At 67.4% G+C, this 12922-nt stretch carries 15 protein-coding genes; 5 read left to right on the top strand and 10 right to left on the bottom strand.

Annotation, left to right across the window (positions count from 1 at the left end; translation table 11 throughout):
* The first annotated feature begins 86 nt into the window (after positions 1 to 86).
* The gene (locus NJ1_RS09050; protein WP_174557062.1) at positions 87 to 401 is read left to right on the top strand and encodes a DNA topoisomerase IB-related protein; all 315 of its coding nucleotides are present in this window, start codon (positions 87 to 89) and stop codon (positions 399 to 401) included.
* 20 nt (positions 402 to 421) lie between these two features.
* The gene (locus tag NJ1_RS09045) at positions 422 to 1108 is read left to right on the top strand and encodes a phosphodiesterase (protein WP_157573853.1); all 687 of its coding nucleotides are present in this window, start codon (positions 422 to 424) and stop codon (positions 1106 to 1108) included.
* Between the two features lie 7 nt (positions 1109 to 1115).
* On the opposite strand, the gene NJ1_RS09040 is transcribed toward NJ1_RS09045, so the two are convergent.
* From NJ1_RS09040 to NJ1_RS09025, 4 genes are all read right to left on the bottom strand, one after another.
* Positions 1116 to 2054, bottom strand: coding sequence for a metallophosphoesterase family protein (locus NJ1_RS09040; protein WP_067690265.1), 939 nt, complete (start codon positions 2052 to 2054; stop codon positions 1116 to 1118).
* Positions 2051 to 2536, bottom strand: a complete 486-nt coding sequence (locus NJ1_RS09035; RefSeq protein ID WP_422615747.1) for a plastocyanin/azurin family copper-binding protein — start codon at positions 2534 to 2536, stop codon at positions 2051 to 2053. The genes NJ1_RS09040 and NJ1_RS09035 overlap by 4 nt, the downstream gene beginning before the upstream one ends.
* An 81-nt stretch (positions 2537 to 2617) precedes the next feature.
* Positions 2618 to 3298 (bottom strand): Rieske (2Fe-2S) protein, encoded by a 681-nt coding sequence (locus tag NJ1_RS09030; protein WP_067690262.1) that lies wholly within the window; start codon positions 3296 to 3298, stop codon positions 2618 to 2620.
* On the bottom strand, positions 3295 to 3870 hold the full coding sequence (locus NJ1_RS09025; protein ID WP_067690259.1) for an RNA polymerase sigma factor: 576 nt from the start codon (positions 3868 to 3870) through the stop codon (positions 3295 to 3297). Before NJ1_RS09025 ends, NJ1_RS09030 begins: the two co-directional genes overlap by 4 nt.
* A gap of 193 nt (positions 3871 to 4063) precedes the next feature.
* Here NJ1_RS09025 and NJ1_RS09020 point away from each other — a divergent pair, with 193 nt between their 5' ends.
* The gene (locus NJ1_RS09020; RefSeq protein WP_067690256.1) at positions 4064 to 4525 is read left to right on the top strand and encodes a DUF2231 domain-containing protein; all 462 of its coding nucleotides are present in this window, start codon (positions 4064 to 4066) and stop codon (positions 4523 to 4525) included.
* A 61-nt stretch (positions 4526 to 4586) separates the two neighbouring features.
* On the opposite strand, the gene NJ1_RS09015 is transcribed toward NJ1_RS09020, so the two are convergent.
* From NJ1_RS09015 to NJ1_RS09005, 3 genes are all read right to left on the bottom strand, one after another.
* Positions 4587 to 6119 (bottom strand): AMP-binding protein, encoded by a 1533-nt coding sequence (locus tag NJ1_RS09015; RefSeq protein WP_067690253.1) that lies wholly within the window; start codon positions 6117 to 6119, stop codon positions 4587 to 4589.
* A gap of 72 nt (positions 6120 to 6191) precedes the next feature.
* A complete protein-coding gene (locus NJ1_RS09010) occupies positions 6192 to 7319 on the bottom strand; it encodes a DUF5938 domain-containing protein (protein ID WP_067690853.1) in 1128 nt (375 codons plus the stop codon).
* A gap of 5 nt (positions 7320 to 7324) precedes the next feature.
* Positions 7325 to 8128 (bottom strand): SDR family NAD(P)-dependent oxidoreductase, encoded by an 804-nt coding sequence (locus NJ1_RS09005; protein WP_067690250.1) that lies wholly within the window; start codon positions 8126 to 8128, stop codon positions 7325 to 7327.
* A 252-nt stretch (positions 8129 to 8380) separates the two neighbouring features.
* Between NJ1_RS09005 and NJ1_RS09000 the strand changes: the two genes are divergently transcribed.
* Positions 8381 to 9019 (top strand): TetR/AcrR family transcriptional regulator, encoded by a 639-nt coding sequence (locus NJ1_RS09000; RefSeq protein ID WP_067690247.1) that lies wholly within the window; start codon positions 8381 to 8383, stop codon positions 9017 to 9019.
* 65 nt (positions 9020 to 9084) lie between these two features.
* On the opposite strand, the gene NJ1_RS08995 is transcribed toward NJ1_RS09000, so the two are convergent.
* Complete coding sequence (locus NJ1_RS08995; RefSeq protein WP_067690244.1) at positions 9085 to 10389, bottom strand: family 1 glycosylhydrolase; 1305 nt, start codon at positions 10387 to 10389, stop codon at positions 9085 to 9087.
* Positions 10390 to 10468: 79 nt separating this feature from the next.
* A complete protein-coding gene (locus NJ1_RS08990; RefSeq protein WP_067690241.1) occupies positions 10469 to 10861 on the bottom strand; it encodes an Rv0313 family protein in 393 nt (130 codons plus the stop codon).
* Positions 10862 to 11160: 299 nt separating this feature from the next.
* On the opposite strand from NJ1_RS08990, the gene NJ1_RS08985 reads away from it, so the two are divergent.
* Positions 11161 to 11952, top strand: coding sequence for an SAM-dependent methyltransferase (locus NJ1_RS08985; protein ID WP_067690238.1), 792 nt, complete (start codon positions 11161 to 11163; stop codon positions 11950 to 11952).
* Positions 11953 to 12013: 61 nt separating this feature from the next.
* Here NJ1_RS08985 and NJ1_RS08980 read toward each other — a convergent pair.
* A partial coding sequence (locus NJ1_RS08980) for a dihydroxy-acid dehydratase domain-containing protein (protein WP_174557061.1) occupies positions 12014 to 12922 on the bottom strand: 909 nt, incomplete at its 5' end.

Genomic DNA, 12922 nt, shown 5'->3' with positions numbered 1-12922 from the left:
CCCGCACGTCGGCATCCGGCCGGAGTCCGACGGGATCCTCCGGTGTGGATACGCCGCACGATCCCGTTCCGGGCGAAGGGAATCGAATGCGACTACGGCACAGCACTCCCAACAGCGGTGGATTCCAGCGATTCAAACGGGGGCGCGGGTTCAGCTACACGACCTCGACGGGTGAGCGGATCATCGACAAGCAGGTGCTCAAACGTATTCGGGGACTGGTGATTCCGCCCGCCTGGGAGAAGGTGTGGATCTGTCCCTATCCGAACGGTCACATCCAGGCCGTCGGGGTCGATGCGGCCGGCCGCCTCCAGTACGTCTATCACGAGCAATGGCGGAGTGTGGATTCGCACGGCGCCCGATTCGATCCGGATGTCGAGGGTAGTGCCTCCAGCGAGAGATGAAAATCCTGTAGGAGGTCATCGTGGGCTTGCTCGACAGTAGTGTTTCCGGAATCTTCGAGGTGGCGGCGCGGCTGCGGCACGGACGGGTGTTCCACCCGGACGGGCTGGTGCTGACCGGTGAGCTCCGCGCGGTCGACGCGCAGTACGAGCGGATACTCGGGGATGCCAAACGCGATGTGGTGGTGCGGATCTCGAAGGGGGTCGGCCTGCCGGGAAGCCTGCCGGACGTCCTGGGGCTCGCGATCCGGGTGCAGGACCGTGAGGGTCTGCCGTGGGATCTGGCGCTGGCCACCTCCGGGACGGGTGCACTGGGACAATTGCTGATTCTGCCCGCTCTGGGATGGGAAACGGCGCACTACGGCAGCATCATGCCCTACAGCTTCGATGACGGACCGGCGCTCTGGTTGGCGGCGAAACCCGAAGCCCCGCAGCCGGAATCGGCGGATGTCGCCGATTTCGGCGATGCGGTGCACGAGCGCCCGACCGGGTTCGTGCTGACGGCGAAACCCCTGTCCGGACCCGAGCGGACGCTGGCGCACCTGACCCTCACCGAACAGGCCGATGCCGAGGCCCCGAGCTATTTCGACCCGGTGCGCAATCTGCCGTCGAGCGTGGCGCTGCTGCCGGGGGCTCTGGCGGCGGTTCGCCGCTGGGCCTATCGCGGCAGCCGTGAGGGGCGCGACAGCTCGGTCCCGGTGCGGGTCTGAGGGATCCTCAGCGCAGCGGCTGCTCCTTGATCGCGAGTTGCCGCTGCCCGCGCTGATAGGACACCTCCCGAATACCCAGTGCCGCATGGAGTTTGCCCGCGGGCAGGGTGAGCGGCGCGGGCACGGGGGCGCCGCCGGGCGCGGGCAGCGGATAGGCCGTGGTGGTGCCGCTGTAGAAGGTGATATTGCCTTCGGTCTTGGTGAACAGCTGATGCACATGGCCGTTCAGGCAGGTCACCGAGGAGAAGCGGCGCAGGTAGCTCAGCGCCTCGGTGGCATCGTCCGTGCCCCAGCCCCATTGGGGATACATGGCGAACAGCGGGATGTGGCTGAACACGATGATCGGTGTGTCACTGGACAATCCGGCGACATCCTTGCGGACGAACTCCAGCTGATCCTGACCCAGGTGGCCCAGGGCTTGCAGATTCAGGGTGTTGACCAACCCGATCACATGCACGCCGGCGATGTCGAAGCTGTACCAGCCGTCGCCGCGGGTGCCCCTGCCGAATGCCGAGCGGTAACGCTGTCCGGCATCGTCGCTCGAATCATGTTCTCCCGGAACGGTGAACACGTGCGGGGTGCGCAGCCCGCCCATCATCTGCTTGACCTGATCGAACTGTTCCGGGGTGGCCAGGTGGGTCAGGTCGCCGGTGTGAATGACGAAGTCCGGGGTGTATCCGAGCGAGTTCACCTGGTCGACGGCCTCGGTGAAAGTGCCGGTGACGTCGGTGTTCGCCGCGCCGGTGAATCCGATGTGGCTGTCGCTGATCTGAGCGAATCGCAGGGTGGGGCGCTCCGGCGCGGCCGATGCGGTACCCGCCACGTGCGAGAGCACCTCACCGCCTGCCACCGCGAATCCCACCGCCGCGCCGAACCAGGCGCTGTGCCGCATGAGCTGCCGGCGCGTCATGGCCTGCGGATCGCGCGGGTCCATGTCCCCGCTCATGCCGTCACCACCACGGTGCCGTGCATGAACGGGTGGATGGAGCACACGTAGGTGAAGCTGCCCGCCGTGGTGAAGGTGAATGTGTAGGTCGCGCCCGTGCCCAGGTTCGGTGAGGTGAACCCACCGGCGGCCGGGGAGACGTTGTGCGGCTCCTCGTCACGATTGGTCCAGGTCACCGTGGTTCCGGCTGTGACGGTCAGGGTGGCCGGGGCGAAGGCGAAGTTGGTGATGATGACGTCGTTCGGGCCGGTCGGGACGGACGCGGCGGTGCTCGCCGGGGCGGTCATGCCGGTCATCCCGGGCATGTCGGGCATGTCGGGCATGGATGTTCCGCCCGGGACCATGCCGGGTGTGTCGGTGCCGGACGCGAAGACGATGGTGGGTGTGGCATTGTCCGGCGCGTCACCGCCACTGCCGCACGCGCTCACCGACAGCAGTGCTGCCGCGGCGGCGGCGCATGCCGTCGCGCGCGAGATGTGAATGGGTCTCATGTGTACGGGCCTCCATCCGGGGGATGTGTCCGGCCGCCGCTGCGGCCGGTCATCTCTAGATAGGGGCACGGGTTACACGGGTGGTGCGAAAACCTCTATGGCGCCGTTGTTTTCACGGACCCGCAGGGTGGGCAGGGGTGCGGGGGAGATGGGCAGCTGATGTGTCAGCACGACGCCGCTGACGGAGAAGGACGTCGAATGGCACGGGCAGCGCAGCCGATCCGCGGGCGCGTCCAGCCACAATTTGCAGCCCTGGTGGGTGCACACGCCCGACACGGCCGTGGGAATGCCCTTGTCCCGCCGCACGAATCCGCTCACCGTACCGAGATCGAAGGCGATGGTGACGCCCTCGGGAAGGTCGGCACTGGTCGCGATCGCCTGCCACGAACCGTCGTTGGGTGTCAAAGTCGATTGTGCCGCAGGGTTTTCGGGCTGGGTATCGGTAGTGATGGTCCGATCCACGGCGATCGCGACGGTCGCCGCTGCCGCCGCGGTGGCGGTTCCGATCAGGACGGTGCGGCGCCCGGCGCCCCGGGTGTGCGGCTCGTCCGCGTCCTCGGACATGCTCGCGGCGAGTCGCTGGTGCAGCCCGCTGAGGAAGTCCTCGCTGGGCGCGTCACTGCCGAGCCTGGCGGCCCGCAGATCGATGGCCGCACGCATCTCCTCGGCATCGGCCTCGTCCGGCCGGAACGCCCGAGGCCGGCGGCCCGCCAGCAGTTCCTCGACGAAGTGCCGGGTCTCCCGCTCGCTCACCGCGCACCTCCCTCGCTCAGCTTCGCCGCCATCTGCAGCGCCCGGTGCTGCAGGACCTTCGCATTGGCCACGCTGACCCCGAGGTCCTGCGCCGAATCCCGCACGGACATGCCCTGCAGGAAGCGCAGTTCCAGTATTCGCCGATAATTGCCGGGCAGCTGGTCGAGCACCGCGCGCGCCCGCAGTTCGGCTCGCCCGTCGGTGGTCTCCTCCGGTGGGTCGTCCGCGAAATCGTCGTCGATGACGGTGATCTCACGGCCCATGCGGGTGCGCCAGTGTCCGGCGAGCACGGTGCGCGCGGTCGCGCGCAGATATGCGCGCACCTCCGGCACGGTGGCCGAGATCCGCAGCGGTTTGAGCGCCACGGTGAACACCTCGGCCGTCAGATCCTCGGCGTCGGGCCGGTTGCCGACCTTCCCGAACATCAGCGCGTACACCCAGGTGACATTGTCCCGATAGAGCGCTTCCCATCCGGAATACCCGTCACCGGACACCAGCCGCAGCTCTCGGCTCGGGCCCGAGCTTCCACCCTCGTCCGCGCGCGAGCGATCGGACGCTGTCCGATGCACCATGAATCGACGCTCCCCGACTCCACCAACGACGTGTCTTCACGTCTCCCAGTAGATAGCGGACCGGGTTACACCGCGACCGTTTTCGGCATCGCCGGGCGGTGAGCTGCGCGAACGCGCACGCCTCGGGACCGAACCCGGAGGCGGGCTCGTTCGTGCATTGAACATCAACCGGATCGTCGAATCGAGGAGTCGAATGTCGACACTCAGCGGATTGCCCGCACACATACTGCTGGTGCACGCCATCGTCGTGCTCGTGCCACTGACCGCGGTGCTGCTCATCGCGTGCGCGGTGTGGCCGCTCGCGCGCCGGCGGTGGGTCTGGCCGGCCGTCGGACTCACGGTCCTGGTCGTGGCACTGACGCCGTTGACCGTGAACGCGGGTGAGTGGTTGCAGCACCGGCTGGGCTCCTCACCGGCCATCGATCACCACGCCGACCTCGGCGAGCAGATGCTGTACTTCGTGGCTCCGCTGCTGGTTCCGGCCGTGCTGCTGGCGGTGGCGCAGGTGCGCGAGACCCGGGGGACGCCGTTCGGCCGGGCGGTGGTGGTGCTGATCGCGGTCATCGCGCTGGCGGCCGGGGCCGCGGCGGTGTTCCAGACCTATCGCGTCGGGGACGCGGGAGCCCATGCGGTGTGGGACGGCACCACCGCGTGAGGACCGACCTCGTACGAGCGTGCGTGCCGGTGCGCTCTGCCTCGATGGCCTTCGAGGGCGTTCACTGTTGCAGCAGAATGGGTTTGATCTCGGTCTTGAGAACCTTTCCCAGCTTGGATCGGGGTAGATCAGGCCAGATCTCCACCTGTTTCGGGGTTTTCACCCCGCCGATGAGCTCGTGCACGAAGGCGCGGATCTCCGGCCCGGTGACGGTCCGACCGGGGTGCAGTTCCAGCACGGCGGTGACGCGCTCGCCCCATTTCGGGTCGGGCAGGCCCAGGACCGCGCAGTCGCGGACGGCGGGGTGGGTCATCAGCGCCTGCTCCACTTCGGCGGAGTAGACGTTGAAGCCACCGGTGATGATCATGTCCTTGGCTCGGTCGACGATGAAGAGGTAGTTGTCCGCGTCGAGGTAGCCGATATCGCCGGTGCGATGCCAGCCGCCGCGGGACGCGTCGGCCGTGGCCGCGGGGTTCTTGTAGTAACCGGCCATGACCAAGGGTCCGCGCACGACGATCTCACCGCGTTCGCCCGTGCCGAGCGGTGTCCCGTCGTCGTCCGTGATCGCCACGTGCACAAGGGGAGTGGGGCGACCCGCCGAGGACAGGCGTTCGCGCGCCACGGTGCCGTCGGGGCGGAAATGGTCCCGGGGCGCGAGGGTCGAGATCATCATCGGCGCTTCGGTCTGGCCGAACAGCTGGCCCATGACCGGGCCGATGCGGTCGATCGCCTGCTCGAGCCGGGTGACCGACATCGGCGCCGCCCCGTACCACAGGCATTGCAGGGAGCCGAGATTCGTCGAGGGCAGGTCCGGATGATCGAGCAGCATGTAGATCAGGGTCGGGGGCAGGAAGGTGTGAGTGATCCGCCGCTGTTCGACGAGCCGCAGCATGTGCGGGATCTCGGGTGCGCGCATGACGACGATCTCGCCGCCGAGCGCGAGGATCGGAAAACAGAGCACACCCGCCGCGTGGGTCAGCGGAGCGAACGCCAGGTAGCGGGGGTGGCCCTCGAACGGGTAGCTCATCAGGGTGAGCGCGGTCATCGTCTCGATATTGTGGCCGGTCAGCTGCACGCCCTTGGGGCGACCGGTGGTGCCGCCGGTGCCCACGATCATGACGATGTCGTCGAGCGGTTCGGCCTGCCACGGTTCGGCGGGCGTATCGCCGAGCCACTCCTGGAACGGCACCGCGCCGGGGAGCTGCCCGTCGAGGCAGATCACGGTGGTGAGAGCCGGTAGGTCGGGCAGGATCTTCGCGACCAGATCGGCGAATCCCGCCTGCACGATCAGACAGGAGCAGTCGAAAAGCGCGAGTAGGTCGCGGTTTTCGGCGGCTTCGTTGCGCGGATTGACCGGACACCAGACCGCCCCCGCCCGTGCGATGCCGAAGACGCAGGAGAAGGCGACGGGATCGTTGCCGGACAAGATCGCGACCTTGTCGCCGGGGTTCACTCCCGAGTTCGCCAGCGCCGCGGCGATCCGCCACGACAGTTGCTGTACGGCAAGGTAACTCAGTGTGTCACCGCCGGAGGACAAGCACGGTGACAGCGGGCCGAGGGAGGCGCCCTTGTCGAGAAAATCGGTCAGGCGCACGGCGTCATCCTCATATCGAAACCTCACGAGCGGGGTGGACCGGGCCCCCGGCCTGCGGGGGCCCGGGGGTGATCAGCGGTAGACGGTGACGACGGGCTCCATGACGAGCCCGAAACTGCGCAGCACACCGAGCAATTCGCGATGCCCGAACGCCTGACAGCCCGAGGCGAAACCCACGCGGCGCGGAGCCTGCTGCAGCAGCGAGAATGCCGCGTACGCCTGCAGCACGCCGGTCTGCTTGTAGTTGCAGTTGCCGTGGATCACGCAGTGCGCGCGCCCGAGCGGCCCCGAGGCGTGGACCGAATCGAGCGAGGTATTGATCCGGGGGTTCTCCCGGGGCGGCATCTCGCTGCGCACCGACTCCGCCGTATCGTGCAGCAGCTTGTACTTGTCCGCGTCCGAGAGGCCCTCGACCTGCGCGAGCACCGATTGCACGATCAGCGGAACACCCTGCATCAGTTGGCGATCGAAGACCCCGCCGAGTGCTTTCACGTTCGCGACGCGCGGGTCCTTGCGGAACCACACCGGATGGGAGGTGCCGCCCCACGGCAGGGCCAGGCCGGTCTCGTGCTGGCCCGGAACGGTGACGTCGTAGAGCCCCGCGTCCGCGGGCCACTCGACGTAGCGGTTCTGTTCCAGATAGAAGGCATCGGAGAGTGCGGCGTTGACCAGGATTGTCTTGGTCGAGGCGACGGTCGGGAAACCCTTCCAGAACACCAGGATGTCCAGGGTGTCCAGACCCGGTGTCTCGAGGCAGATATTGGCCGCGATCTCGCCGGTGGTGTACATGTGCGCGAGGCCGGGGCTCAGCACCGATCCGCGTTCGGCCATTGCCGCGCTGTACTTTTCGTCGCACTCGATCAGCCAGTCCTGCTCGCCGGTGGTGTCGAGATAGTGCGTGCCGGCGCGGATGCACGCCTGGACCACCTCGTGGCCGTATTCGGAGAACGGGCCGACGGTGTTGAGGACAACCTGTGCGCCGGTGAACAATTCGGTCAGCGACTCGACCTCGTGGGCGACCTCGACGACCTCGTGCTCGATGGTGTCGATGCCGGGTATGCGGTCTATCGCCTCCTGGGTGCGGACCTTGTCGCGCCCGGCCGCGACGAACGGGATGTTGTACTCGCGCAGGTACTCGCAGATCAATCGCCCCGTGTAGCCGGAGGCGCCGTATACGACAACGGGTTTCGTGGTTGCCATGGTGATCACATTCCCATTCCGCCGTCGACCGGCAGTCCCGCGCCGGTGATGAATCCCGCCGCGTCGGAAGCGAGGAAGACCACCGCGGCGGCGATCTCCTCGCCGGTGGCGAGCCGCCCGAGCGGGGTCTGCCCGACCACCGCGCCCACGGCCTCGTCGGTGTCCGGGAACAGCCCGAGTTCCACCACGTCGTTCGCCAGGGCCAGGCCCATGCGGTTGCCGACCAGGCCGGGGTAGACGCAGTTGACACGCACGCCGTAGCCGAGTTTGCCCGATTCCATGGCCGCGACCCGGGTCAGGCGGTCCACGCCGGATTTGGTCGCCGAGTACATGGCGATACCGGGGAACGCGATGGTGGCCGCGACCGAGGAGATATTGACGATGGTCCCGCCGGTGCCCGCGGGGCCGCCGGGGCGCATGGCGCGGAAGGCATGTTTGATGCCCAGAGCCGGGCCGAGCAGGTTGATGTCGAGCATGGCCCGAACCCGGTCCTGGCTGATGTCGGTCAGCAGTTCGGTGATCTCGACCCCCGCGTTGTTGACCAGGAGGTCGAATCCGCCGAGTTCGGCGATGGTGACCGCGACCGCCGATTCCCACCCGGCGTCCTCGGTGACATCGAGTGCGACGAAAGCCGCGCGTGCTCCGGATCGTTCGATCGCATCGGCGGTCGCGCGCCCGGCCTCCTCGTCGATATCCGCGATCACCACGCCCGCCCCCGCCTGGGCCAGCGCGGCCGCCATCTGTGCTCCCAGGCCCTGCGCACCCCCTGTCACCAGTGCGTTTCTTCCGGTCAGGTCATGCACACCCATGGGTGATCTCCTCTGAGAAATGAACCGCGGCGAGCTGAATCGCGGCGGTCGGGCCGCCGTTCGCGCCGATCGGCGAATCGTTGTGATGCAGCTCATAGCCTAGCGATTACTTGACAGTCGTCAAGACTTTTCTTGACGACTGTCAAGATTTCTGGACAGTCGTCAAGGGTGAACGGGCCGAGCGCCTCGCGGCGGGCTAGACTCGGCGGGAACTCGCACCACGCGGGTCATGACCCCGACAGGAACAGCGCCGTGGCCGAAGTGACGGAGCGCAACCAGGGCAAGGTTTCGCGACGGCAGGTGGACAAGTACGCCGAGCGTCGTGCGCAGCTGGCGTCCTCCACATTGCAGACGCTCGCCGAGCTCGGTTATGCCCGAACGAGTCTGCGTGAGATCGCGCAGAACTCCGAGTTCTCGCACGGCGTTCTGCACTACTACTTCCGCGACAAGGTCGACCTGCTCACCGAGTCCGTGCGCCAGTACGAGGCCGCGTGTGTCACTCGCTACGACGAGGTGGTCGAGACCGCCACCACCGCCGAGGGGCTGCGCGGGGGCTTCGCCGAGGCGATGACCACGACCCTGTGCGCGGACGCCCTCATGCATCGGCTCTGGTACGACCTGCGCAATCAGAGCCTGTTCGAGGAGACCTTCCGCGCCGACGTGCTCGAGATCGACGAACGCCGCGAGCAGATGATCTGGCGAGTCGTCACCACCTACGCCGAGCTGTGCGGACTCCCGCCCGCCATCAGCTCCTCGATGGCCTACACCGCCTTCGACGGTCTCTTCCTGCAGGCCCTCATGCACCACCTGGCAGGCCGCGACGACGCCGTCGCCGAACTGGACGCGAACGTGCGCGCCACCCTGACTCGCGCGGTGCTCCCGACCGCCTGACCGAAAGGTGCTCGCGGAGTGGGGATTCGGGCCTGCCCGCGCGAGCTCGCATCGAGTGGCGCGGGTCAGCGGCCCGGGGCGCTGACGGGGTTGAAGCAGCTGGAGGGGAGGTCCTGGATGGAGCAGAGGGCGGGGGCGCGGGTGGGGAGGTAACCGCCGGGCACGCCGCCGGAGCCGATGATGTCGCGGTAGGCGCCGACGGCGTCGGTGGGGCGTCGGTAGAGGCCGGGGTCGGTGGTGACATCGACCGTGTACAGGCCGAAACGTGGTGAGTAGCTGCCCCATTCGTAGTTGTCGGTGATGCTCCAGTAGTTGTAGCCGATCACGTTCATGCCGTCGGCCTTGGCGCGCTGGATCCAGTAGGCGGTGTCGCGGAGGTCGTCGACGCGGGTCATGCCGTCGGTGGTGGGGGAGCCGTTGTCCAGGGGCATGCCGTTCTCCACGATGTAGAGGGGGCGGCCCGGGAACTTGCCCGCGTATTTGCGCAGCGCGTAGTAGATGCCTTCGGGCTCGAGGATGAGGCTCGAGGGTTGATTGGTCAGCAGCGCGGCCAGATTCGGCGGTTTGCTCAGCGATCCGCCGTAGTAGTAGTCGATTCCGATGTAGTCCAGCTTGTCCGCGATCCGGTCGACGAAGGACGCGTCGGCCTGATCCTGGCCGATCGCGGAGAAGGCGATATTGCTGGTGACCATCGCGCCGCCCTGGCGGGCGTGGATGTGGTCGTAGATGGCGCGGTGCGCGGCGACCATGCGATCGAGCATCGCCCCGGTATCGCCCGCGCCGATTCCGCCGATCCGTTGTTCCTGTCCCACATAGGCGAGCGGCTCGTTGAAGGTGACCCACATCGGATCGGCGGAGGCGTAGCGATCCACCACCGCACGGGCGTTGTTCAGCCAGTCATCGACCATGCCCGGATTGCGCCAGCCGCCGCGATCGACCTCCCAGCCCGGAAACACCCAGTGGTCCAGGGTGATCATCGGCCGCATTCCGGCCGCGCGAATCCGCGCGATCATGCTGTCGTAGAACGAGAAATCCCATTCGCCCGGATTGGGTTGTACCCGTGCCCATTCCACGCTGACCCGGAAAACACCCACGCCGAGGTTCGCCGCGTTCTGGATGTCCTCATCGTATCGATGCAGGAAGTCGACGGAATTGCGGTAGTTCTCCGCCCGCCCGGAGCCGGCGTAGCGGCTCCAATTGCTGTCCGGGGCAAAGCCTTCACTCTGATATCCGGAGCCGGACACACCCCAGAGGAAATTGCCACCCACCGGCGGTGGCCCGGGATCGGCGGTGGCGGTGTTGGGCGTGGTGATCGCGCACCACGCGGTCAGAACGGTACAAGCCAGCGTGAACAGCACACGGTGTCCCATCACAACGAGAGTACCGACCGGACAAACACTTTCGGGGCGGTCCGGCGAACACCGGGCGTTCTCGCTGATCAGATGAGTGTCACTCGGGCGCGGGGGTATCCAGCACGCTCGCGGGGACGCCGTAGGGCAGGAAGCGCACGCGCCGGCTCCCGTCGGTGTTGTCGCGGTGTGCGCGCAGGGCTTCGAGCTCGTTCGGGAAGACCTGATCGACCCTCGCCCCGCCGTCCTCGTCGAGGGTGTAGATCACCCAGACTCCGCTGCCGGTCTCCCCGGTGGTCTCGCGTTCGGGCTTGGCGGCGCGGGGACGTTCGGGCTGCACGAACTGGCCGAACAAGGCCGCCAGCGGGTTCGCGCTGGAGCGATCGATGTACTCACCGGCCTTGGCGAGCAGATCGCGCACATCGATTCCCGCCTCCCGCATCGCACGCTCGAGATCTTCCGGATCGAAGCCGAAGGGGCCGTTTGTTGCCATCGCAGGTTCTCCTGAATACGAATTCGCCGATACGACGCCGACAAGATGTCGATACGACGCCCACAACCTCAGTGTCCTCGCACGACCCGATCTTCGCCAGGTGCGCCGAAACGGACAGCGTGTGAGCGTCCGCGGTGCTCGGCACCGGCCGGATTCACTGTGGTCAGCGAGATTTCGTACACTGTGCAGGCGCGTCCGTCGAGGGCTTGCGAGTGAAACCCCGCGGTCTGGGGGATGTACGTACTAGCCTGGGCGGACAGGGTTTCGGTCGGTCAGTCGAAATGAAGCGGTGAGATCGGATGGACGGAGCTATACCACTGGACCAGCCACACACCTCGCGCATCTACGACTACTTCCTCGGGGGCAAGGACAATTACGAGGTCGACCGGGTCGCCGCCGAGGAAATCCTGGTGGCGTGGCCGGATATTCGTACCGCGGCGCGGGTGAATCGGCAGTTCATGCATCGCAGTACCCGATTCATGGCCGAGGCCGGGATCCGCCAGTTCCTCGATATCGGCACCGGAATTCCCACCGAGCCCAATCTGCATCAGATAGCGCAGGAGGCCACACCGGATGCCCACGTGGTCTATGTCGACAACGATCCGCTGGTGTTGGCGCATGCCCGTGCGCTGATGACGGGCGGCGCACTGGGGGCGACGACCTACATCCACGGTGACGTCACCGATCCGAAGGGCATTCTCAGCGATCCGGAGCTGACCGGGATCATCGATCTGAGCCGGCCGGTCGGTGTGAGCATGATCGCGCTGCTGCATTTCGTCGAGGCCGATATCGCCGAGATCGTGGCGACGTTCCTGGACGCGCTCGCGCCCGGCTCCTACCTCGCAATCTGTACCATCACAGCCGATTTCGCCCCCGAGCAGGTGGTCGCCGCGCAGGACGTCTATCGCGTCCGACGGCTTCCGGCTCAGGTCCGCACCCGCGACGAGGTCGCCTCGTGGTTCACGCGGCTGGACCTCGTCGAGCCGGGCGTGGTGCCGCCGCACCGCTGGGGTTTGATCGAGACCACCGAGATCTCACCCGCCTACGACGCGAAGGTGTCGTGCTACTGCGCCGTGGGCCGCAAGCCCTGAGCGGACGTGGATTTCGTGCCCTGAGCGGACGCGCCCGTCACGCCGCGCGCGGCCAAGACCGTCACGCCGGGAGCTTCGTGGCGTCGCGGACCGCGCCTTTGTCCGCCGAGGTGGCGAGCAGCGCGTAGGTGCGCAGGGCGAGGGACACCTCGCGTCGGCGCGTGGCGGGCCGATAGCCGTGCGCCGCCTCCAACGCGGTGCGGCGCGTGTCGAGTTCGGCATCCTCGACGTGCAGGGTCAGTGTCCGGGTGGGGATGTCGATGGTGACCGTGTCGCCGTCGCGCACCAGGGCGATCGGGCCACCGGCCGCGGCCTCGGGGGAGATGTGGCCGATGGAGCAGCCCGAGGAGCCGCCGGAGAATCGGCCGTCGGTGATCAGGGCGCACTTGTCCGCCAGGCCGAGACCCTTCAGATACGAAGTGGGATAGAGCATTTCCTGCATTCCCGGTCCGCCGCGCGGGCCCTCGTACCGGATGACCAGCACATCGCCGGGCGAGATCCGCCCGGACAGGATGAACTCGACCGCCTCCTCCTGCGATTCGACCACCACGGCGGGGCCGGTGAAGGTGTGCATGTGCTCGGCGACACCGGCGGACTTCACGACCGCGCCGTCGGGAGAGAGATTGCCGCGCAGCACCGCGAGGCCGCCCTCGTGCGAATGCGCGTGCGCCACATCGTGAATGCAGCCCTCGGCGGCGTCGAGGTCGAGTTCGTGCCAGCGTTCGGACTGGGAGAACGCCGTGGCCGACCGCTTCCCGCCGGGTGCTGCGTGGAACAGGTCCAGGGCCTGGTCGGTTGCCTTGCCGCCGCGCACGTCCCAGTCGGCCAGCCAGGCATCGAGTGAGTCCGAGTGCACCGCGTGCACATCGCGGTGCAGCAGTCCGGCGCGGTACAGCTCACCGAGGATGGCGGGAACGCCGCCCGCTCGATGCACGTCCTCGATCAGATAGGGGCCGTTCGGGGCGACCTT

Origin of the sequence: Nocardia jejuensis NBRC 103114 (assembly GCF_001613145.1) — a bacterium.
Taxonomy (GTDB): Bacteria; Actinomycetota; Actinomycetes; order Mycobacteriales; family Mycobacteriaceae; genus Nocardia; species Nocardia jejuensis.
The sequence above is the reverse complement of the archived record's forward strand: the minus strand, read 5'-3'. Positions and strand labels throughout refer to the sequence as shown.